19 protein-coding genes are annotated in these 21929 nt (G+C 40.0%); 6 read left to right on the top strand and 13 right to left on the bottom strand.

Annotation, left to right across the window (positions count from 1 at the left end):
- Positions 1–100: 100 nt before the first annotated feature.
- From galE to RIC88_RS15305, 3 genes are all read left to right on the top strand, one after another.
- Entirely contained in the window at positions 101–1114 is a 1014-nt protein-coding gene (gene galE / locus RIC88_RS15315; RefSeq protein WP_350218436.1) for a UDP-glucose 4-epimerase GalE, read from the top strand.
- Positions 1115–1428: 314 nt separating this feature from the next.
- Positions 1429–2319, top strand: a complete 891-nt coding sequence (locus tag RIC88_RS15310) for an MraY family glycosyltransferase (protein ID WP_350218435.1) — start codon at positions 1429–1431, stop codon at positions 2317–2319.
- Between the two features lie 39 nt (positions 2320–2358).
- On the top strand, positions 2359–3366 hold the full coding sequence (locus RIC88_RS15305; protein ID WP_350218434.1) for a phenylalanine--tRNA ligase subunit alpha: 1008 nt from the start codon (positions 2359–2361) through the stop codon (positions 3364–3366).
- Here the strand turns inward: RIC88_RS15305 and RIC88_RS15300 are convergent.
- From RIC88_RS15300 to ribD, 8 genes are all read right to left on the bottom strand, one after another.
- Entirely contained in the window at positions 3363–4325 is a 963-nt protein-coding gene (locus RIC88_RS15300; protein WP_350218433.1) for an AAA family ATPase, read from the bottom strand. The genes RIC88_RS15305 and RIC88_RS15300 overlap by 4 nt on opposite strands.
- Before the next feature lie 50 nt (positions 4326–4375).
- Positions 4376–5725, bottom strand: a complete 1350-nt coding sequence (locus RIC88_RS15295; RefSeq protein ID WP_350218432.1) for a peptidylprolyl isomerase — start codon at positions 5723–5725, stop codon at positions 4376–4378.
- A complete protein-coding gene (locus RIC88_RS15290; RefSeq protein WP_350218431.1) occupies positions 5679–6530 on the bottom strand; it encodes a peptidyl-prolyl cis-trans isomerase in 852 nt (283 codons plus the stop codon). Before RIC88_RS15290 ends, RIC88_RS15295 begins: the two co-directional genes overlap by 47 nt.
- On the bottom strand, positions 6531–6941 hold the full coding sequence (locus RIC88_RS15285) for an ATP-binding protein (protein ID WP_350218430.1): 411 nt from the start codon (positions 6939–6941) through the stop codon (positions 6531–6533).
- On the bottom strand, positions 6934–7275 hold the full coding sequence (locus RIC88_RS15280) for an STAS domain-containing protein (RefSeq protein WP_350218429.1): 342 nt from the start codon (positions 7273–7275) through the stop codon (positions 6934–6936). Before RIC88_RS15280 ends, RIC88_RS15285 begins: the two co-directional genes overlap by 8 nt.
- Positions 7272–9329: a GAF domain-containing SpoIIE family protein phosphatase gene (locus RIC88_RS15275; protein ID WP_350218428.1), complete on the bottom strand. Its 2058-nt coding sequence runs from the start codon at positions 9327–9329 to the stop codon at positions 7272–7274. Before RIC88_RS15275 ends, RIC88_RS15280 begins: the two co-directional genes overlap by 4 nt.
- Before the next feature lie 66 nt (positions 9330–9395).
- Complete coding sequence (gene msrC / locus RIC88_RS15270; protein WP_350218427.1) at positions 9396–9872, bottom strand: free L-methionine (R)-S-oxide reductase MsrC; 477 nt, start codon at positions 9870–9872, stop codon at positions 9396–9398.
- Entirely contained in the window at positions 9865–10890 is a 1026-nt protein-coding gene (gene ribD / locus RIC88_RS15265; protein WP_350218426.1) for a bifunctional diaminohydroxyphosphoribosylaminopyrimidine deaminase/5-amino-6-(5-phosphoribosylamino)uracil reductase RibD, read from the bottom strand. Before ribD ends, msrC begins: the two co-directional genes overlap by 8 nt.
- Positions 10891–10913: 23 nt before the next feature.
- Here ribD and prmC point away from each other — a divergent pair, with 23 nt between their 5' ends.
- A complete protein-coding gene (prmC, locus tag RIC88_RS15260) occupies positions 10914–11750 on the top strand; it encodes a peptide chain release factor N(5)-glutamine methyltransferase (RefSeq protein WP_350218425.1) in 837 nt (278 codons plus the stop codon).
- Here the strand turns inward: prmC and RIC88_RS15255 are convergent.
- Genes RIC88_RS15255 through RIC88_RS15245 form a run of 3 tightly spaced genes read right to left on the bottom strand, consistent with a single transcriptional unit; the run spans position 11747 to position 14305 of the window.
- Positions 11747–12427 carry a carboxypeptidase-like regulatory domain-containing protein gene (locus tag RIC88_RS15255; RefSeq protein ID WP_350218424.1) on the bottom strand — a complete coding sequence of 227 codons (681 nt, stop codon included), beginning with the start codon at positions 12425–12427 and terminating at the stop codon, positions 11747–11749. The two genes, prmC and RIC88_RS15255, sit on opposite strands and share 4 nt — an antisense overlap.
- A 2-nt stretch (positions 12428–12429) precedes the next feature.
- A complete protein-coding gene (locus tag RIC88_RS15250) occupies positions 12430–13830 on the bottom strand; it encodes an energy transducer TonB (protein ID WP_350218423.1) in 1401 nt (466 codons plus the stop codon).
- Complete coding sequence (locus tag RIC88_RS15245; protein WP_350218422.1) at positions 13817–14305, bottom strand: RNA polymerase sigma factor; 489 nt, start codon at positions 14303–14305, stop codon at positions 13817–13819. The genes RIC88_RS15250 and RIC88_RS15245 overlap by 14 nt, the downstream gene beginning before the upstream one ends.
- 147 nt (positions 14306–14452) lie before the next feature.
- On the opposite strand from RIC88_RS15245, the gene RIC88_RS15240 reads away from it, so the two are divergent.
- On the top strand, positions 14453–16279 hold the full coding sequence (locus RIC88_RS15240) for a vWA domain-containing protein (protein ID WP_350218421.1): 1827 nt from the start codon (positions 14453–14455) through the stop codon (positions 16277–16279).
- Positions 16280–16473: 194 nt separating this feature from the next.
- Positions 16474–17463 carry an aldo/keto reductase gene (locus RIC88_RS15235; RefSeq protein WP_350218420.1) on the top strand — a complete coding sequence of 330 codons (990 nt, stop codon included), beginning with the start codon at positions 16474–16476 and terminating at the stop codon, positions 17461–17463.
- 71 nt (positions 17464–17534) lie between these two features.
- On the opposite strand, the gene RIC88_RS15230 is transcribed toward RIC88_RS15235, so the two are convergent.
- The gene (locus RIC88_RS15230; protein WP_350218419.1) at positions 17535–19757 is read right to left on the bottom strand and encodes a TonB-dependent receptor; all 2223 of its coding nucleotides are present in this window, start codon (positions 19755–19757) and stop codon (positions 17535–17537) included.
- A 222-nt stretch (positions 19758–19979) separates the two neighbouring features.
- Positions 19980–21869 (bottom strand): ABC-F family ATP-binding cassette domain-containing protein, encoded by a 1890-nt coding sequence (locus RIC88_RS15225; protein WP_350218418.1) that lies wholly within the window; start codon positions 21867–21869, stop codon positions 19980–19982.
- Positions 21870–21929 lie beyond the last annotated feature (60 nt).

Here is a 21929-nt window from a genome sequence, read left to right as displayed (position 1 = left end):
CACCCTTTAGGGCTGGGGTAAATCAAATTGAAATCATTTTATTTAGATCAAACCCCCAAACCTTAAAGTTCTAGACATATCCAATTTGTACTTTTGCTTAATGAAAAACATTCTAGTAACAGGAGGAGTTGGATTTATTGGTTCACATACTGTAGTAGAGCTTTATAATAAGGGATATAAGCCAATTGTTATAGATAATCTCTCTAATTCTCAAAAAGGAGTAGTTGATGGAATAGAAAAGATTATAGGCTCTTCAATTCCATTTGAGCAAGTGGATCTTGTGGATTATCCTTCTGCGAAAGCTGTATTTCAGAAATATAATTTCGATGGGGTTATCCATTTTGCAGCTTTCAAGGCTGTAGGAGAGTCAGTAGAAAAGCCGATAGCATATTATGAAAACAACCTGGTTTCACTTATCAACCTCTTGAAGCTGTCAGCCGAATTTAATGTTCACAATTTCATATTCTCATCCTCATGTACTGTTTATGGACAACCGGATAAACTTCCGGTAGATGAGTCATTCCCAAAGCTACCTGCTGAATCTCCGTATGGTAATACGAAACAGATTGGGGAGGAGATTATTGAGGACTTCTGTACCTCTAAGCCGGCTTTTAAAGCCGTTTCGTTGCGATATTTTAATCCAATTGGCGCACATGATTCTGCGCTTATCGGAGAACTTCCGATTGGTGTCCCAAACAATCTGGTGCCTTTCATCACTCAGACTGCAGCCGGAATTAGAGATAAATTAAGTGTCTTTGGTGGCGATTACAATACAACTGATGGCACGTGTATTCGGGACTATATTCATGTGGTAGATTTAGCAAAAGCCCATATTGTGGCACTCGAATATTCAGAAAAGATGAAATCTAATTATGATTTTTTCAATGTTGGGACCGGTATAGGATTCTCTGTTCTAGAGGTTATTCACTCCTTTGAAAAAGTCTCAGGAATGAAACTCAATTATGAAATAGTTGATCGAAGGCCTGGAGATATTGAAAAGATATATGCTGATACTAAAAAAGTAAATAACATATTAGGCTGGAAAGCTGAACTTGATTTAGATGACATGATGTCCTCCGCCTGGAAATGGCAAAAATCATTAATAAGGTACTAATCATGCATTTCAACTAAAAAATCGCTCTATTTACCGAAATAGTTAAAAAATCCCTTAAAAAATTGACATTTTTGATGTTGACTTAGGTTTTAGCCTAAAGTTCATAAACTAAAAAAATGAGTCTGCCGCTCGCCATAGCAACTGCGTTTTTAGTAACGCTTACCCTGATGCCAGTGATCATCAGGATTTTTAGATCTATCGATTTGCTGGATAGACCTGACAAAAGAAAGATTCATAGTATTAGCACACCCAGTCTGGGGGGAATTGGGATATTCGCTGGAATCCTATTCGCACTATTAATTTCGGTTTCGTTTGTGGATTTAGCAACCCAGAAGTATTTCATTGGGGGCACGATCCTTATTTTTTTACTTGGAGTTAGAGATGATCTATCAAGTTTACTAGCACAGCATAAACTTATTGTACAGGTATTTTCCGCATTTTTAGTTGTATTTCTAGGTGGAATAAAAATCGAAGGTTTCAATGGTTTGTTTGGTATTCAAACCTTTCCATGGGTATTTGACGAAGTATTTACAGTTTTCGTGATTGTTGTAATGACCAATGCCTTTAATCTGATTGATGGAATTGATGGTCTTGCTGGCTCAATTGCTCTAGTAATTTCAACCTTCCTAGGTTGGACAGCTTTCCAAAGTGGTTATTATATAGATTCAGCCTTTGCGCTAGCTATTTCAGGTGCTACTTTGGGTTTCCTATTGTATAATTGGTATCCATCAAAAGTATTTATGGGCGATACTGGATCTATGGTTTTTGGCTTTATGCTAACGACCTTAATGGTCAAATTTTTAGCAACTCCTATTCCTCCTTCAGTTATTCTTTCTCCAGTTGCGACCAGCTTAGCACTTTTTGCTTTGCCCGTTTATGATACACTCCGGGTGATTTTTATCCGTGTTTTTACAGGTAAACCACCCTTGGCCCCAGATAGAAACCACATACATCATGTGCTTTTAAAGTTAGGCTTGAATCATGCTCAATCAACCATCATACTGGTAAGCTATAATGTTGTGATGATTTTGTTCGCAGTAGTATTTCAAAGCATCGGAGAGCTTTGGATCATGTTGACAATGACTGTTGCTACTGTCACTATTGGTGCAGTTTTAGACAGAAAACTCATTAGAAGGGAAGCTTCGCGACTTGCCAAAATCATTCCTCCGGAAATCAAGTTAAGTAAAACGCATACCTCAGTATAATTGCTATTTTTGCGGTTAATTGTAGAAACTGCAGAAACAATGCTCGAGAAGGTAAAATCATTTATTTCAGAAGTTGAAAATACCACAGCAAAGTCTGAGGAGGAAATTGAAGAATTTCGTTTAAAATTTATTGGACGAAATAATGTCATCAATGATTTATTTGAGGAATTCAAAGGTGTTCCTTCTGAACAAAAACGTGAGTTAGGGCCAGCACTTAATGAGCTTAAAAGTTTGGCTCAAACTAAGCTTAAAGAACTTTCCTCATCACTAAGTTCAAGCAACACATCTTCTGTAGACATTGATGTTACACTTCCTGGAATATATGGAATTGAGGGATCTATCCACCCCATCTCTCAAACTAAAAATAGGATTATTGAAATCTTTGAAAGGCAAGGTTTCAATGTTGAAGATGGACCTGAAATTGATAACGACTGGAACAATTTTACGGCTTTGAATTTTCCGGAAAACCATCCAGCACGAGAGATGCAGGACACCTATTTTGTGGAGAAGAACCCGGATATTTTGCTACGGACGCATACATCTAATGTTCAGATTAGACTAATGAATAATAAAAAGCCCCCCATCCGGTCGATTATGCCAGGTAGGGTTTACAGAAATGAGGCGATATCTGCGAGAGCTCATTGTTTTTTCCATCAAGTAGAGGGATTGGTTGTTGGAGAAAATATTAGCTTCAAGGATCTGAAGAATACGCTATATCATTTTTCAAAAGAGATGTTCGGTAAGAAAACGAAAATTAGGTTAAGACCGTCTTATTTTCCTTTCACAGAGCCGAGTGCAGAAATTGATATAAGCTGTTTTATTTGTGGTGGAAGTGGCTGTAAGATTTGTAAGCAAACCGGATGGGTAGAAATAGCAGGATCGGGGATGGTTGACCCTAATGTGCTTGAAAATTGCGGTATTGACTCAACCAAATACAGCGGATTTGCCTTTGGGATGGGTATAGAACGAGTGACTATGCTGAAGTATCAGCTGGATGATTTAAGGTTGTTTTCAGAGAACGATATCCGCTTTTTAAAGCAGTTTTAGAGAAGGTCCGAAATAATTTTCTCTTCCGTAATTCCTTCAGCCTCTGCCTTAAAGTTTCGTACTATTCTATGTCTAAGAACCGGAGCGGCCTCCAGCCTTACATCTTCAATGTCCGGCGAGTATTTACCATTAATCAAGGCGTTACATTTTGCAGCCAAGATAAGAAACTGACCAGCTCGAGGGCCTGCTCCCCATTCAAGATACTCCTGAGCTATTTTGTCTACCTTCTCACCACCTGGTCGCGTTTTGGAAACAAGATTAACAGCATATTCATATACATTGTCAGCAACCGGAACTTTTCTAACAAGCTCTTGAAAATTAAGAATTTTTTCTTTTGAGATAACTTCATTCACCTCACCTGTCTGATGCGAAGTAGTAGTTTTAATCACCTCGACCTCATCATGATATTTCGGATAGTCGAGCTTAATCATGAACATAAACCTATCAAGTTGTGCCTCGGGTAGCGGGTATGTGCCTTCCTGCTCTATCGGGTTTTGTGTAGCTAATACGAAGAAAGGCTTATCCAGCTGGTAATTTTGTCCAGCGATGGTCACAGCTCCTTCTGCCATGGCTTCAAGCAATGCAGACTGGGTCTTCGGAGGTGTCCGGTTGATCTCGTCTGCCAGAATAACATTTGAAAAAACAGGACCTTTAATAAAACGGAGATTTCGTTCTTTATCCAGGGTTTCTGCCCCCAGAATATCGGAAGGCATGAGGTCAGGGGTAAACTGAATTCTATTGAAGTCGAGACCCAGGCATTTTGAAACGGTTTGAACCAAAAGTGTTTTAGCTAGACCCGGAACTCCGACTAGCAAGGAATGACCGTTGCAGAATAGAGACGTAATGAGTAGTCGAACAACATCGGATTGGCCAATGACTTTTTTAGATATTTCTTTCTCTAGCTTTTGAAAATCTTCAGCTAACTCGTCTGCAAGTTTTACATCTTTCGTTTCTGCCATTCCGATTTGATTTTTTTGTCTTAAGTTGAATGCCCCCTCTTAATCGTAATCTAGTTCGTGAGGTTACAATAATTATACTCCGGGTCTATTTCTATGAAAACATTGCCTCTGGCCTTGTCAAACCATTGTGATATTCTAGCATTCTTCTTATTAGCAAGAGCTGCTGCAGCTATTTTTTGATAGTCGATATCCAGGTTTGCCTGATGAGGAGCCACTTTGCCCTTGTAGTAGATGATCCTAAAAGCATAACTTCCGTCTTCTTTTTGAAATCTGATGGGCTTTGTAATGTTGCCTATTTTCATGGTATCTATCGTGAAGAAAATATTAGGATCTAATGTCTCAGCCGGGACCCTCAATGCACCTGTCTCATCCTGAAAAAAACCTCCGGCAGAGGATGTAAGCTGATCATCTGAATACTCCTTAGCAGCTGCCTGAAAAGTCATACTATCCAATTGAATCAAGTTTCTAAGGCTATCAAGATAGTTCTCAGCTTTATTGTAGTCTGCCTGATTCGGCTGTGGAGTGATTAGAATGTGCCGTGTTTTAAATGTATTCCCTCTTTTTTCCTGAAGCTGGATCAAGTGGAAACCAAATTGTGACTCTACAGGCATAGAGGTTTCACCCGGTTTCATGGAAAGGGCCGCTGCTTCGTATTCAGGTGCCAACTCTCCTCTGCTATAAAATCCTAATTGACCTCCATTTGCTGCAGATCCCGGATCTTGAGAGTACTGTTTGGCAAGCGCAGCAAAAGATTCACCTGATTCAATCCTGCTTCTGATATCAAGCATCAGGTTCCTGACTTTTTCTTTTTGACTTTTTCCTGGTTGTGGTTCTTTCACAATTTGAGCAATTGAAACCTCAGTGGAAAAGTATGGTAAAGAATCCTGCGGTATATTTTTGAAAAACTTCCTCACTTCGGAAGGAGTCACTTTTAACTCTGACGTCAATTCGGATTGCATTCGTTGAATGGTCAATTGCTCTTTGATGTTATCAAAAATCTCTGAGCGTATTTGATCAATGCTCTTATTGTATGCTTTTTCAATGGCTTCTTCACCTCCAAACTGTTGAGCCATTACTGACATCCTTCGGTCAAGATTGTTATTTACTTCGGAATCATTGACAAAAATGGAGTCAATTTCTGATTGGGCCATCAGCATTTTATTCACAACCAATTGCTGAAGTATTTGGCACTTAGCATTGCTGCCTCGCATTTCACCACGAGAGAGAAAATCAAGGTAGGACCGTTCAAGCTCAGATTTTAAAATGATGTAATCGTCTACTTTGGCTATAATCTTATCAATGACTACTTCTTTGTCCTGAGCAAACGATGAAAGCACGGTTAAAAAAGCCGCACTAATTAGTATAAATTTCAAACGCATTTGACTGTTCTGCTTCTTCATAGATTTTCTTTTCCAGCTCCTTCTTCAGAGCAATTTTCCGCTTGTTTATGATGATATCCTCAATGCTTTCCCTGATGAATTCTAAAGGCGCAATTTCACCTATCACTTTGTGCTCAAAGATTCTTATGAAATAGATGTAATCTTCATCAGACACCTCAACTGAGCTATTCGTCTTCAGAAAAGCTGCTTTATCATTAACATTCTTCAAGGGGGTTTCAATTAGTACCTCATCAAATTTTATCCAAACCGAGTCCTCAACAAACGCTTTCACGGCATGCTCATTGGCGTATTCCCAAATTTGCGTAGTATCCTGTGGATAGTTTCTTAGGCTTCTTCTGAAACGCCAGATATTTGGTGCTTTTGAAGGAAACTTGAAATAAATGCATTTCGCAAGGTTTTGCCTTAATACAAAATTCTCAGCCTTTTCATCGTAGTAGGCTTGTAACTCGCTGGTACTCACTTCTTCATTGATATTTGCATCAATATATTTTTTTTCAAGCTCATGGACCATCAGCGCATACTGATAGTCCAGCACCTTATTTTGAATTCGAGCTTCATTGAAATCAATCGCTTCCTCAGCCCGGCTGATCATCAGCTGTTTTTTCACCCAATCTAAAACGAACTTCTCAACAAATACAGCACTATCTGCAGGAGATAGATTCGCAGGAATAAGTTCGGCAAGATTCGACTGTACCAATTGCTTTTCTCCAACCTTGGCAATGACCTTTTCTTCAGTCACTTCTTTAGGTTGAAAGTACTGGCAGCCTGTTAAAAGCAATATGTTGAAAATGAGGATATTTCTCACTTATGGATACATTTTTATGAGCCTGCAAATATTGTTATTCTTTTCAGTAGAGAACTCAATTTTGTCCATTATTCTTTTGACAAGCATGAGACCTAAACCTCCTTGCCTCCGTGAAGAAACTAATTCTTCCATGGGAGGAGATTGGTATTCATTAATATCAAAACCAATTCCTTTATCTCTAAAAGTGAATACAATTTGTTTAGGCTTAAAATCAATGTTAAATTCTATCTGACTATTCGGATTACAATCATTCGCGTGAATAATTAAATTGGCGCAAACCTCATCTACTGCTAAGACAAGTTTGTGTGCTTGTAGATCCGGAACATGATGATCCTCCAAAATATCTGAAGTAAACTGGCGTATTTTAACCAGCTCTTCCTTATTACACCCTATGATGAGTTTTTTATTCATTAAAGGAGTTTATCGCTGCTTCTTTGTTATCAACAATTGTTAATAATTTTTCTAATCCAAGTATATCAAATACTTGTTTTACCGTTTCATTTATACCAAATAGTGCGAGCTCAATATTCTTCAATTTGAATTCATCAATATGAGAAATAAATACGCCTAACCCCGCTGAAGAGATATAGTCAAGCCCTGACAAATCCACCACAATTTTTTTCTCTCCATTGTCCATTGCAGCCTTCAATGCATCATCAAGGTAAATACTGGATCCTGCATCTATTTCTCCATTCACTGCTATGAAGTGAACACCTTCTTTACTATCTGTGGTTATATCTGTCATTTTTTCTTGTCTTTAAATTGGATCACCACTAATGTGTAATCATCATCAATTATCATCCCTCCAATAAATTCAGAGAGATCATTTTTAATTCCTTCTTTTACTTGGTCGGGTGCTTTAGAGGCATGGGTGGTGAATGACTTTTTTAAACGTTCACTTCCAAACTGCTCTCCGTCAGGGTTCTTTGCTTCTGTGATACCATCAGTATATAGGAGCAGGGTGTCTCCGGCATGATAGTTTACAGTATTGCTATGAACGTAATCCTCATAACTTGAGTTTCTTACCATCCCCAATCCCATTCCATCACACTTCAAAAAGTCAATTGTATTTTCGTTTTTGCAATAAAATAAGCTCGGACAATGTCCTGCTCGTGAAAAATGTAGCCTGTTATTTTCAGTATCAATGTCAAAATAAGTAGCCGTAATAAATGAAGTCTTTTCAAGACAATGGCTTAACGCAATATTTGCTTTTTTGTTAAACTCTTCTGGTGTAACACCTTGACTAGCAAGGCTGTGAAATATACCTTTCATCTGTGCCATCTGGAAGGCAGCACTTGTTCCTTTACCGGAGACGTCTCCAATAATCAGACCGAACCTATTAGCCTTGTATTCCAGAATATCATAGTAATCACCCCCCACTTCATCTGCTGCCATTGAAAAGGCTGCCATTGTCAAATGGTTGTTATTGATTAGTTCCGTTGGCAATAAACTCTTTTGAACATTTTTTGCGATTTTAAGCTGCTCCTTGTATCGCTCATTTTCAATGGATTCTTTTATTAACGTTAGGTTTTCCAATGAAATACTGGCCTGATTAACGAACGTTGTGATGATATTGACCATCTCACGGTTAAAAGCTTCAGATACCTCATTCAATAATACAATAAAGCCCACCTGCTTATTTTGCACCATAATTGGTAAAGCGATAATTGACTTAAACTGTGCATGCTTTAAGTCATCTGTTAGCTTTCCTGAACTCACCTCATTTTTGAGCTCGAATTTTAAAATTGAATTTATAGTATCGCTTTTTATCGCAGACTTGATTCCGTCTACACCCTCATCTTTTAACCCCCTTATAACTTGCGTGGTGCCATGATCATCTTTGACTTCCAGCCAGGCAGCATCTGCAAATACGGCACTCATGGAGCTTTCCAGTAAGATTTCATAGGTTTGATCCTTTGTTTCTCCTCTAGGTATGGACTGACTCAGTTTTTGAAAATCAAGCGCCTCCTTAAGTTTTTGTTCGAAAACGGAAGAGGTAGGTAGATTGAAAAGCGTCACCAAAATAGAAATGACTGCATAGAGAAATAAAAATCCGAAAATGCCGTAAGTGAAAGTCCGATCCAGTAAGTCAATTACCAATACTTCTGTATAGGAGAATTTCAGTAGGTTTAGCAAGAAGTGATAGAGGTAGATTCCGGATAAAAGTATGAAAAGAATGCCTTTCCATTTTTGCTTGAAATTCAGGTAAGCGACCCATTTGAGGTTGAAAACAAGAATCAACGAAAAACACCCAAGAATGACCAGGGCAACTCTAAAATTCGCAGCTTCTATGCCGGTTCCAAGGAAATCAAAAAGCAGTGACGCTACTAGAGCAACCTCAAAAAATCCCCAAAGTTGAAGCAGGTTTTTAGACTTTTGATATAATATCAATCGCTTCCAAACCACCAACGTTGAAACCATAAAAATCACTACCAATCCAACCAGGATGTTATAAAAGAAATTGATAGTAAGCGGACTTTCTACTAGTGTAGTACTTGCGAATAAATTGAAGAATAGCTGGATAGCCAATGAAATAAGAGTAGTTATTAAACCAGTTATGAAAACCTTCCATAACAGGTCAGTGAAGTTGAGGCTATCAGCTTTGGTAATGATATATCGATAGTAAGCGAATGTGGAAAGGACAAAGCCTGTAAAACAGAGTTGTGGGAAGAAGTTGGAAAAATCCACCTTCATGTCGTAACTCTGGACGAAAAGCAGATAAATGCTGGAACCGGTGAACAGTAACCAACAGATGATTGCTCCCAGAAAACTAAGCCTTATTTTCACCTTGTCTGACACGGTGACAAAAATAAAGACCTTGGGCTACATAGTGGCTACAGGAAGTGTGGTAGTAGTTAAAGTATGTTAAGGAAGAAGCTCAAGAATTTGTTGAAGATAGGTTCGATCAATGTCATCAAAATCGTTCAATAGATCACTGTCAACGTCTAATACACCAATCGTTTTTCCATCTTTCCTGACTGGGATTACTATCTCTGATTTGGACGCAGAAGCACAAGCGATATGTCCGGGAAACTCATCCACATTAGGCACGATGAGCGTTTGTTCCTTTTGCCAACTCGAACCACAAACTCCTCTTCCTTTTTTGATCCGTGTGCAAGCAACCGGCCCCTGAAATGGTCCCAAAACCAATTCATCCTCAGAGTCAACCAAATAAAAACCTACCCAGAAAAATCCCATTCCTTCTTTTAATGCTGCTGAAATGTTGGCCAGGTTGGCAATGAGATTTTTCTCACCATAAAGTAGGCCTGTTATTTGAGGGATTAACGATTGGTATTTTTCCTCTTTTGTCCCCTCTTTAATCAGTGTTAAATCTTCAGCCATGGTTGTTTTTGTAAGTGGTTAATTGATCTGCAAAAATAGCCTCTTCATTTTCGATCTTCCCTTCAATTTCTGGAGCTGCAATCCCTTTTTCAAAAATAGATGAAGAAGTAAACACCCTTGCTTCATCCCAACAGTTCTCATTAATAAAAGAGTTCAATACTTGAGAACCTCCCTCAATAATTACAGACCGAATATTTCGTTCGTGGAGCTGACGAATCACACTCCAGGGGTTGTTCATATCAGTTTTTACCCACTCGATGTTCCCTGATTTTTCTTCTTTGATAGTATTAAGAACCAGGGTGGGGGCATCTGAATTAAAAAGATTGTATTCTTTGCTTACTTCAAGATTTCGGTCGAGTAAGATCCGAATAGGATTTTTTCCATTCCACTCTCGTGCAGTTAGCAGTGGATCGTCATAAATCGCTGTGTTTTTTCCTACGAGGATGGCATCTTCCTCTGTTCGCCATTTGTGTACCAGCTGTCGTGAATATGGATTACTGATCCATTTAGAGTCATAGTTTTCTCTCGCTATAAACCCATCCTTCGTTTGGGCCCATTTAAGAATCACATAGGGTCGTTCTTTTTGAATCGAAGTAAAGAATCGCTTATTTAACTTTCTCGCTTCTTTTTCAAGAACACCTACTTCTACTTGTATGCCTGTTTGCTTTAGCTTCTCAATACCTTTCCCATCTACTTTATCAAAAGGATCCCGACATGCTACAACCACTCGTTTGAGCTTCTTCTCAATCAAAAGATCAGCACAGGGAGGAGTTTTCCCTTGGTGAGCGCATGGTTCCAGCGTTACATAAGCAGTACTTTCGGGGAGCAATGAATGGCCTTTTACGGAATCAATTGCATTAACTTCAGCATGAGCCTCACCGTATTTCTGATGATAACCTTCACCAATGATTTTGTCTTTATGGACAATCACACAACCTACCATTGGGTTTGGGGAAACACGCCCTCTGCCAAGTTCGGCAAGGTCCAGTGCTCTTCTCATGTATCGGCTATCATCCACTGAGTGTGTAATTTCGCTATCGAATGAAGAATGTGAAGCAAATCTGGCAAGAAACAGTGAAACAGCTTGAAAAAGTTTATGATCGGCGAGAGGCTGAGAATATCACCTACCTTTTACTGGAGGATGCTTTTTCGGTCTCAAAAACCGACATACTTTTTGAGGCAGTCGTTGAAATAGCATCAGATCAGTTAAACGTTTACATTCAAAAACTACTTCAGCATGAACCAATTCAATACGTAACAGGAATTGCAGATTTCTATGGGAGAAGATTTCATATTGAACCAGGTGCCTTGATTCCAAGGCCGGAAACGGAAGAGTTGGTTGGGTTGATTCTCAAAGAAAATCAGGTTCAAAATCCGAGAATTTTGGATGTGGGAGTTGGTTCAGGATGTATAGCATTGACGTTGGCATTGGAACTTGACACACAGGTCTACGGAACGGATGTTTCCGAGGAGGCCATCGCCATCGCCAGGAAGAATGCTCAACAATTGGGAGCTAAGACTCAACTTTATCACTCAGACATACTAAAAGAAGACTTACCTGAGAGTAATCTGGATATTCTAGTGAGTAACCCACCTTATATTCCACAAAAGGAGTTTGATCTGATTGCGCAAAATGTGACTTGGTTTGAACCTGAGATGGCCTTGTTTGTTCCAAATCGTGATCCTATTCTGTTTTATAAGCGAATTGCAGATGCAGGGTTGAATGCACTGAAAAGCGGCGGGAAACTCTATTTTGAGATCCATGAGAACTTTGGAAATGAGGTTAAAACCTTCCTTGAGAATGCTGGATATTCGGAGGTGAATATTCATCAGGATATGCAAGGAAAGCATCGGATGGTGAGTGCACTAAATGGCTAAAAAATCCTTCCAAATAGTCCTTTTATTTTCCACCATAACCCACGAGGGCCATAAGGGTTAGCAATCACAACCTCACCCATTAGTCCACCAAGCATTGCCCCGTTTAGAGCTACATCAATATTTGATTTTGAATCAACTTTTTTCTCTATTGTCTCAAACCCAACATATGAAAAGGAAAGAATGTCAGTGGGTTTTACCTCTATCGAATAATATCCATCCAGATTTGTTGTTGTGCCTTTTGTAGTTCCTTTTATAACCACATTAACACCGGGTAGAGCTTCACCTGTTTCATCAACAACAATTCCACCAACTACTCCAGAATAATTGTTTGTGAGACTTACTTTTTTTGATTCTAAGAATTCAATCTTGTCTTTATCTTGAGCTTGAATAGAAACTGAAGAAAATAAGAGTGATCCTAATGTTAGCAACCCTGTAGTGAGCTTTGATAGCGGATTATTATATTCAAGAATATATTCTTTCTGCTGATTTTGCCTCATTCGTCCACAGACATCACCGGTTGAATTCAAAAAGTAATCTTTGATTTGACGATCGCTCATCTTGGTGAAATCAATGACCTCTTTTTCGCAAGAGGCACAAAAACTATTTAAACCTCGTTTTTCAAATGACTCCCACTTTTCTGAGCATGGACTGTCAATAAGTAATTCTAACTTTTTCATCTTCAATCCAATTTAAACTTCACACGTACCCTCACTTTATCTTCTACTTTATTGCCATCGGCTTTAGCTGATCTCCATTTGGGTCCATTTTTAGTTAGTCTAATCGCCTCTTCATCACATCCATACCCCAAGCTTTTTTTAATATCAACCTGATCGATTTCTCCTCTGGCGTTAATGGTTAATTCCAAGACTACCGTACCTTCAATTTCATTCTGTTCAGCAGCCTCTGGATATCGAAGATTTTCCTCCAGATATTTTTTATAGTTCCTGAAACCATCTTCCGGAGAAGCATGAATAAACAACTTAGGTGAGCCACGTTCCTCTATATCATATCCCGTAACAACAACTTCTTGAAGTTCCATAGCACCACCCATGGTCACATTTATTGTAGAACGATCACCAACCTCAATCTCTTGTGATTCAAAACCAACAAAGGAGTAGGCTAATGTCATTTCATCTGTCTTTGGGAGTTGATAAGTTCCATCAATGTCAGTGGTCACTCCAGTAGTTGTTCCTTTGATGACCACATTTACTCCGGGAAGTGGCTCCCCTGTATCATCGGAAACAGTGCCGGAAACAACATCACCGGCAATTGATCTACTTCTTGCAACGGCAGCTCTTTTTGCTTTTTGCTTTTCGGATTCTTCAATTTCAGTTATTGAATAGCTAATGGCCTCTTTTTTAGCAACAAAAGGCTGAGCCGTAATAACTACTTCATCTAGCACTGCAGTATCTACCAAAACAGGGTTTGGTACTGATTTGATTTCAGCAATTTGCACTCCGGCTGCACGTCCTTGCAATAAATCAGCCGCATCATTATCAACAACATTTTCAGTTGATTCCACGTCTGAAACCTCTGCGAGCGTCATCTCGCTAATCATCTCATCAGCACTTTCTTCTTCCTTATCAGTTACGGCAAGTTGATTTCCAGTTGCTGCGTCATCCGCTTCTTTTTCTTTCAATTCATCTTTTTTGGAAACTCCGGGTTGAGTTGGTTTAGCAGAAGTAGGATCTTCTGTTTTCTCCACTGTTGGTATGGATACAGTATCAGGTGAAGAACTTGATTGCCCAATTTCTTCCATTGGTTCTTCTTCCATAGCAAGCAGGTCTTCATTCACCTGATTTGTGAAGATGTAAACTGTGAATGTCGCAACAAGCAACAATGCAATAGCTGCAGCTATCTTCATGAATGGAAAAACTTTCTTTCTACTGGTTGAAACTTTAGTTTTTAATCGCTCTAGATCGTCCAAAGTGCCGCGACCCTGCTCTTCAAAACCCTCAAGTGCTTCTTGTGAGAAAGGATCATCCAAAACCTCACGCTCGAATGCATGAGCTTCCTGCGGACTCATCTGTCCTTTCAGGTATCGCTCAAATTGTTCGCTATGGTTCTTATCTATTGACATTCTTGCTTTCCAAACACATTTTCAAATTACGTTTTCCATTTTGAATGTAACTCTTCACCTTCTTTATTTCCAGACCGGTTTGTTCATTGACCTCCTGATAGCTTTTCCTATCCAGAAAAAAGAGCTTCACACATTCTTTTTGTTCTGCTTTCAACTCCTCAATGCAAGCCTCTAAAGCATTTAGATCTTTCTCCAGTTCTATTTTCTCATCATTAAGATGCACAGGCTCTGCGGATTCCATAAAAATTTCTGTGTGAACCTCAGGATTCTTTTTACGCAGTTCCATGAGGCAATGATTTTTACTGACCATGTAGAGCCAGCTTTTGAAATGTTGAACTTTGGTACTTAGAAGCTTCTCACTTAGCTGCTCATATATGGACATGACTGCATCCTGCGCATCATCCCGGTTTTTCAAATATTTCAGGCAAAGTCCGTACACCAGGTGCATATACTTATTGAATAGCTCTCCGATCACCTCCTGATTACCGGTATTGCGATAAAGCTGAAGCTGAAGCTCGTCTGTGGGCGATATGTTTTTTCCCTTGCTCAGAAAAAAATAAAAAGTTTTTTATGGAATCTAAATCATCCACGCATCTCAATGTCAAATCAAATGAAAAATGACATGAAACAGTTAATAATTCTTTTTACAACTTTATTGGCACTCAATGTTGATGCCAAGTATGTGAATGGTACTGTCTATGATGATAGTGGACAAGGGCTTCCAGGAGTAAATGTGGTCATCAAAGGAACAAGTAGCGGTACCACAACCGATATCAATGGATTCTACTCAATTGAAGTAACGGGCGAAAAAATCATTTTAGTTTTTTCCTATGTAGGGTACGAAACACAGGAAATTAAAGTAGGTAATCGAAAGATAATTGATGTAGTCATGAAAGGTGCTACTGAACTAGAGGAGGTCGTAGTTTCCGGTTATGCTAAAAAAGCAGAAAAGCGATCGCTTAATTATTCAGTTGCTGATCAAATGCAAGGCAGAGCAGCCGGAGTGATGATTGCTTATGAGCAGGATAATTATCACAACACCGAAGAGTATTCCAGTATTCATGAAAATGGATTTAAAAAAGTACTGGACAATGCCTTATCTACCTTCTCCATTGACGTAGATGCGGCTTCTTATAGTAACATGAGGAGGTTTATTAACAATGGTCAGCTTCCGCCTAAAGATGCGGTACGCATTGAAGAGATGATAAACTATTTCAATTATGAGTACGAAAATCCGACTGGAAAAGACCCATTTTCAATCAACACGGAGGTGGCACGTGCGCCTTGGAACGAGAAACATTTGATTGCTCAAATTGGATTGCAAGGGAAGAAGATAGAGCTGGAAAATCTGCCGGCTTCCAACATTGTGTTTTTACTGGATGTGTCCGGTTCGATGAGTGCGCCGAATAAACTTCCACTGTTGAAGTCAGCTTTCAAGTTGTTGGTGAATGAACTTCGTCCTCAGGACAAAGTATCAATTGTGGTGTATGCCGGAGCTGCCGGAGTGGTTTTGGAACCAACCGATGGAAATGACAAAAAGAAGATCATGGAAGCATTGGATCGTCTACAGGCCGGAGGATCTACTGCCGGAGGTGCTGGAATCAATCTTGCCTATAAACTAGCCAAAGAGCAATTCGTAGAAGGCGGAAACAACCGGGTGGTGTTGGCGACTGATGGAGATTTTAATGTGGGAGCAAGCAGCAATGCATCCATGGAACGATTGATAGAAGAGAAAAGAGATGAAGGGGTCTTCCTCACTGTCCTTGGTTTTGGAATGGGCAATTACAAGGATTCCAAGATGGAAATACTGGCGGACAAAGGAAATGGAAATTATGCCTACATCGATAACATGAAAGAAGCGAAGAAGGTATTGGTCAATGAATTTGGAGGCACCATGTTTACGATTGCAAAAGACGTAAAAATCCAGGTAGAATTTAATCCAGCCGTTGTTCAGGCCTATCGATTAATTGGTTACGAGAACCGATTATTGAATGATGAAGATTTTAATGACGATAAAAAAGATGCAGGTGAACTAGGGAGTGGTCATACGGTGACGGCTCTTTATGAAATCATTCCGGTGGGAGTGGATAGTGAATTTGTGAAAGACATTGATCCATTGAAATATCAATCCAATGATCAAAAAGTGATCAGTTCTACGGATGAGCTGCTTACTGTGAAATTCCGATACAAGGAACCGGATGGAAGTAAAAGTAAATTGATCACTCAAGTGGTAAAAAATGAAATCAGAAAGTCAAGTGATAACCTCGACTGGTCAATGGCGGTAGCAGGATTTGGGATGTTGCTAAGAGATTCTGAATATAAAGGAGACCTGGCCTTTGAGGATGTGTTGAGCATGGCTAAAAAGTCTAAGGGCCAAGATGGTTTTGGTTATCGGGCGGAGTTCATAGAGTTGGTTGATCTGGCCAGTCGAATGAATGCAAGGCAGTAAATTGTCAATATGAGACAAAAGAAAAGTTACGTCACTTCGAACATAGTGAGAAGTCTCCTGATTTATTTATCTAAATAGTGTTGGAGACCTCTCCATAAAGTCGAGGTGACGTTTCTTTAGTTTTTCTTTTGTCATTCCTTAAGTAAGACATGAAGGCAGGGAATCATTCTCTGCTTTTTTTGTTTTTTTGTCCTATGGATAAAGTGCAACTTGGAAAATCCGATTTAAAAATATCTCCCATCGTTTTTGGAGCCTGGGCAATTGGTGGCCAGGCCTGGGGTGGTAATGAAGATAAAGATGCCTTGGAAGCTATGAAGAAAAGCTATGATCTAGGTATATCTTCCATAGATACCGCACCTGTATATGGATTTGGTCATAGTGAGTTGCTTGTAGGAAAGGCGATCAAGGAAATTGGAAGAGATAATCTTGAGATTTTAACAAAGTTTGGTTTTAACTGGAAGACAGAAAAAGGAGAGTACCAGTTTCCAACAAGTAATGGAGGTAAGACATACTCATATGCCGGAAGGGATGGAGTAATTCAAGAAGTTGAGGATAGTTTGCAAAGACTGGGAACGGATTATATCGACCTTTATCAAATTCATCGGCCGGATGCTACAACGCCAATTGAGGAAACTATGGAAGTACTAAAAGAGCTTCAGCAACAGGGTAAAATCCGAGCGATTGGTGTTTCCAATCACACGGTTGAGCTGATGAAACGAGCCAATTCTGTAATTAATCTTGTTTCATCACAATCCCCTTATAGTATGGTATATCGCAAGATTGAAAAAGACATCCTTCCTTATTGCATAGAAGAGAATGTCGGTATACTGGCTTATAGCCCTCTACAACGTGGGTTACTTACCGGGAAGATATCTTTGGATCATGAATTTAAGGGGGATGATCATCGGGCTAACAACAAATTTTTTAAAGAGCCAAACCGATCCAGAACCAATGCTTTTCTGGATCAGATCAAACCGATAGCCATGGAGCGAAGGGTTACTCTAGCACAACTGGTGATTAATTGGACAGTCCAACGAGAAGGAATAACAGCGGCTTTGGTTGGCGCTAGAAATGCGAAGCAAGCGGATGAGAATGCAAAATCACTAAGTTTCACCTTGACAAGGGAAGAAATCAAAACCATCAATACGGAGATGGAGAAAGTGGTGATTGATCATGAGGTTTAAAAAAACCACCTTAAAGAGGTGGTTAAATGCTTTCTCTGAAAACCCCATTTGTAAGATGGGAATATTCGATTCTAGAATCTCAAATTCAATGCGAGTAGAAAATTCCTTCCTGCCTGAGGATAGTAGTAGTTTTCTCTCACTACATACGACCCTGCAGCATATCCAAATGTGTAGCCGTTTGATGAGTATTCTTCGCTCAGAATGTTATTCACCAGTAGGCTGATATTCACATTTTTCACAGAGGACACCCTAAAATTATAACTCATGCGAAAATCGTTTACGAAATAAGCATCGATACTTCGAGCGTCATTGCTGGTATTGTCAAGGTATTGCTTGCCCACATATTTACTCATGAGTGAAGCCTCAAACCCATCAATTGGGGAGAAGGTTAATCGACTGCCTCCAATTACATTCGGAGAAAATGAAATATCAGTATCCTTAAATTGTGTTTCTTCTACGTTGAATTCATCCCAGGCAGGTCCGTAATTGTAAAGGATTTCTGTGAAATTTTTGATCTTGTTTTTGCTCAAAGTCACATTAGCTTCCCACTGCAATTGATCAGTAAGCTTGAATGAGCCTACCAATTCAACACCTGTACGGTAGCTATTCGGCACATTCTGGCGAACGCTTGACCCAACGTCATTTAGCTCTCCGGTAAGGACCAGCTGGTTTTCATAGTCCATCAGATAGTAGTTGGCCTGGAAGCTAAAATCCTGACCAAATTTGCGATAACCAACCTCAAGGTTGTTTAGTGTCTCATGCTTTGGTGTCACACCATTAGGAGCATCTACAAAATCATTTCGTACCGGCTCACGATTCGAAACTGCAAAGGATGCATATACATTCGAGGTTTCATTCAAAGTATATGTGGCTCCCACTTTAGGATTGAAAAAAGTATAGTCATTCCCAACACTAATTGTTCTTAAATCACTATCAATACCAATCGTTTCATAGTCGATCTTTCTCACTTGCATATCTGCAAACAGGTTGAGATCATTTAGCTGGTAATTGAATTTTAAGTAAGCGTTGAAATCCGTTTTCAGACCAACATTATCATAATATCGCTGGCGAATGTCGCTGTTGCTGGCATACTGCGCCCAGATGATCTCACCGAAGTGATCCCCATCGTATTTATTCCATGCTCCTCCTAAAGTAATGTCGAAATCATCCTTCAGATAGTTTAATGAAAAAGTAGTTCCATAGAAATCGTTATCCAGCCATCTTCTTCTGATCAAATCTGTGGAGGTAATTGTTGTATCACCCAATTCCACATTTTCCAATCCATAGTCAGAGAAATCATCGTCATTTCTGAATTGCTCAAAGTATCCGCGACCATAGGTATAGTGACCGGCGACATTGAATGTTAAAGCATTATTTAGTTGATGCGAGAAATGAAGCTGGTAATGATCTTGCTTATAATTATCTACTTCATTCTCATACAGATAGTAGTTAAACGTTCGCCCTGCTGTTCGAATGTTTTCAGCTTGCTCTAAAGTGTAACCATTGTTGGAAATAACTTCTTCAATGCCTTCCCGATCATTATCCAAAACAGCCTGTGGTGTCCCCCACCAACTTTGATAGGTAATTTCATGACCACCAAAAACCAATGCTTTGATGATCGTTTTGTCACCATAATAACCTCCCGATAAGAAATATGATTGCAGATCAGATTCTGCACGATCGATGTATCCATCTGAGGCAATTTTGGACAATCGAGATTCGAAGGACCACTTGTTGTTTAACAATCCGGTATTGTACATCAGGGTATGCTTTCGAGTATTGAATGAACCAAAACTGTTGTTCACTTCAGCATAAGCATCCTGCGATGGTACGTTTGTTTGGAGGTTTACCGAAGCACCGAAGGCTGCAGCACCATTGGTGGATGTCCCTACACCTCTTTGTATCTGGATGTTGTCTACCGATGATGCAAAATCAGGCATATTCACCCAAAACACCCCATGCGACTCTGAGTCATTTACCGGGATGCCATTGATCGTTACATTGATACGAGTAGCATCACTACCCCGAATTCGCAAGCCAGTATAGCCAACACCTGCCCCAGCATCAGATGTAGTGACCAGAGACGGTGATAGATTCAAAAGAATGGGCAGATCCTGTCCCAGGTTTACATTTTTGATTTCGTCTTTAGAAATCTCCGAATAAGTAGTTGGCGTGTTTTCATTTGCTCGGGTAGCATATACAATCACATCATCCAACTCCTGTTTTTTCAAACTGTCTTGCGAGTACGCAAAACCCGCCAGCAGCAGTGCTGCCGACAATAATAAAGCTCTCATGTTGATAAAAAATTAAAACATTTAACCATCCGGGAAGCGGGGACTTCCCACCATTGGTTATCATACTGGCTGTTAAGCCTTTCCCTACGCCGGCATTATCCGGATCAGGTTATGGGTATGATCTCAGCCTTGTCTCGTTTTTGCAAACGGGATCGGCACCCCTTGTTTGTGGGCGCAAAGGTAGGTGTAAATGCTTAAATCATGAATCTAAAATCAGAAATCTTAGACTTCACTCAACTCCAACCACCGCATTTCTTTCTCCTCCAACTCCCCTTCAATAACCTTGATTTCATTGCTGAGGGTTTGCAGCTTGTCATATTCGGTTTCATTCAGCAGTGATTCCTGAAGTTCTGCTTTTTTAGCCTCCAGCTTTGGGATGTCTTTGTCCAACTGATCAAGCTCTCGCTGTTCGTTGTAGCTAAGCTTTCTGCCCTTTGGTTTTTCAGTTTGGTCAGACGGTTTAGAACCGTCAGACCGATCCTTTTGACTTCCTTGATTTGAACCTTTTATTTCCGCAACAGGCACTCCTTCCTTCTCCCGATAGTCGGTGTAGTTGCCTGGGAAGTCCCGAATTTTTCCATTGCCTTCAAAGACAAACAAGTGATCGACTAACCGATCCATGAAGTAACGATCGTGAGAGACGATCATGAGACAACCGGCAAAATTTTGCAGGTAATCTTCCAGTACATTCAGTGTGGTGATGTCCAGGTCATTCGTAGGCTCATCCAAGATCAGGAAATTTGGATTAGCCATCAGTACGCGTAATAGTTGAAGTCTTCGTTTCTCTCCACCACTGAGTTTACCGACGAAGTTGTGCTGCATCTTGGGTGGAAACATAAACTGATTCAAAAGTTGTGAAGCAGATACCTGGCTTCCATTGTCTAACTCGATGTATTCAGCAACTTCCTTGACAATGTCCAGCACTTTCTTATTTGGATCGAAGATGGTCTCATCCTGCGTGTAATATCCAAACTTAGTAGTTTGACCAATCTCTATTTCACCTGAATCTTGCTTTAGCTTTTGAGAAAGGATATTCAGAAAAGTGGATTTACCCACTCCGTTTGGCCCAATGACGCCAATCTTTTCTCGGCGCTTAAAGACATAACTAAAGTCCTTAATCAGGGTTAGACCTTCAAAAGATTTGGAAATGTGATGAAGCTCCAGAATCTTTTTCCCCTGGCGCTCCCCTTTCAGATTCACTTCCATCTTCGAGGTTTGAACGGCGCTATGTGCTTTGGCTTTCACATCCTGAAAAGCCTCGACCCGATACTTTGCTTTGGTGCCCCTTGCTTTTGGCTGTCGACGCATCCATTCCAGTTCGGTCTTAAAAAGATTTTTAGCCTTATCGATGGAAGAAGCTTCCATCTCCATTCGCTCGGATTTCTTTTCCAGAAATTGGCTGTAGTTCCCCTTGTATCGATAGATTTTACCATGCTCGATTTCCAGGATTTCATTCGTCACCCGATCGAGGAAATAGCGGTCGTGAGTAACCATCAGAAGGGTAAGGTTGGCAGTAGCCAAATAGTTTTCCAGCCACTCTATTAGTTCCAAATCCAGGTGGTTGGTAGGCTCATCCAGAATCAGCACGTCTGGATCTACGACCAGTGCCTGAGCAATGGCAACTCGCTTTTTCTGTCCACCGGACAGGTCTTTCATTTTTTGATCGAGGTTGTGAATACCCAGTTTACCAAGCAGTCCTTTAATCTGATGCTCATATTCCCAGGCATTGAGCGTATCCATCTTTTCAAGGATGGGACTTAAGTCAGGGGCATTTGCAGGGTCTGTTTCGGTTTTATACATCGCCAGTTCGTAATCACGAATGACATTGAGTTCTTCCTTGTCTTCTGAAAAAACAGACTCAAGAATCGTATCTTCTTCATTAAACTCCGGATGCTGAAGGAGCATCGAAACAGTGAGCCCTTTACGAAAAGAAACAATGCCTTTGTCCGGCGCTTCAAAACCGGCAATCACCTTCATAAGCGTGGATTTACCTGTACCATTCACGCCTACCAGGGCTGCTTTTTGTCCCTGATCTAAACCAAACGTGATGTTTTCGAAAAGCTTCTTTTCATCATAGCTCTTACTTAGCTCCTCAACCGATAGATAGTTCATTCAGCAAAAGTAGCTACTCCTACATTGGAACAAATCACCGGTCTTTGGTTTTATATAGGT

The sequence above is a fragment of the Ekhidna sp. genome (genome assembly GCF_040220215.1).
Classification (GTDB): Bacteria; Bacteroidota; Bacteroidia; order Cytophagales; family Cyclobacteriaceae; genus Ekhidna.
The sequence above is the reverse complement of the archived record's forward strand: the minus strand, read 5'-3'. Positions and strand labels throughout refer to the sequence as shown.

What these genes read in the sequence shown, in the direction of transcription:
- galE (WP_350218436.1), top strand. Translation starts at nt 101, where the DNA reads ATGAAAAACATTCTAGTAACAGGAGGAGTTGGATTTATTGGTTCACAT.
- RIC88_RS15305 (WP_350218434.1), top strand. Translation starts at nt 2,359, where the DNA reads ATGCTCGAGAAGGTAAAATCATTTATTTCAGAAGTTGAAAATACCACA.
- RIC88_RS15300 (WP_350218433.1), bottom strand. Translation starts at nt 4,325, where the DNA reads ATGGCAGAAACGAAAGATGTAAAACTTGCAGACGAGTTAGCTGAAGAT.
- RIC88_RS15295 (WP_350218432.1), bottom strand. Translation starts at nt 5,725, where the DNA reads ATGAAGAAGCAGAACAGTCAAATGCGTTTGAAATTTATACTAATTAGT.
- RIC88_RS15285 (WP_350218430.1), bottom strand. Translation starts at nt 6,941, where the DNA reads ATGAATAAAAAACTCATCATAGGGTGTAATAAGGAAGAGCTGGTTAAA.
- RIC88_RS15280 (WP_350218429.1), bottom strand. Translation starts at nt 7,275, where the DNA reads ATGACAGATATAACCACAGATAGTAAAGAAGGTGTTCACTTCATAGCA.
- msrC (WP_350218427.1), bottom strand. Translation starts at nt 9,872, where the DNA reads ATGGCTGAAGATTTAACACTGATTAAAGAGGGGACAAAAGAGGAAAAA.
- prmC (WP_350218425.1), top strand. Translation starts at nt 10,914, where the DNA reads ATGAAGAATGTGAAGCAAATCTGGCAAGAAACAGTGAAACAGCTTGAA.
- RIC88_RS15255 (WP_350218424.1), bottom strand. Translation starts at nt 12,427, where the DNA reads ATGAAAAAGTTAGAATTACTTATTGACAGTCCATGCTCAGAAAAGTGG.
- RIC88_RS15250 (WP_350218423.1), bottom strand. Translation starts at nt 13,830, where the DNA reads ATGTCAATAGATAAGAACCATAGCGAACAATTTGAGCGATACCTGAAA.
- RIC88_RS15240 (WP_350218421.1), top strand. Translation starts at nt 14,453, where the DNA reads ATGAAACAGTTAATAATTCTTTTTACAACTTTATTGGCACTCAATGTT.
- RIC88_RS15235 (WP_350218420.1), top strand. Translation starts at nt 16,474, where the DNA reads ATGGATAAAGTGCAACTTGGAAAATCCGATTTAAAAATATCTCCCATC.
- RIC88_RS15230 (WP_350218419.1), bottom strand. Translation starts at nt 19,757, where the DNA reads ATGAGAGCTTTATTATTGTCGGCAGCACTGCTGCTGGCGGGTTTTGCG.
- RIC88_RS15225 (WP_350218418.1), bottom strand. Translation starts at nt 21,869, where the DNA reads ATGAACTATCTATCGGTTGAGGAGCTAAGTAAGAGCTATGATGAAAAG.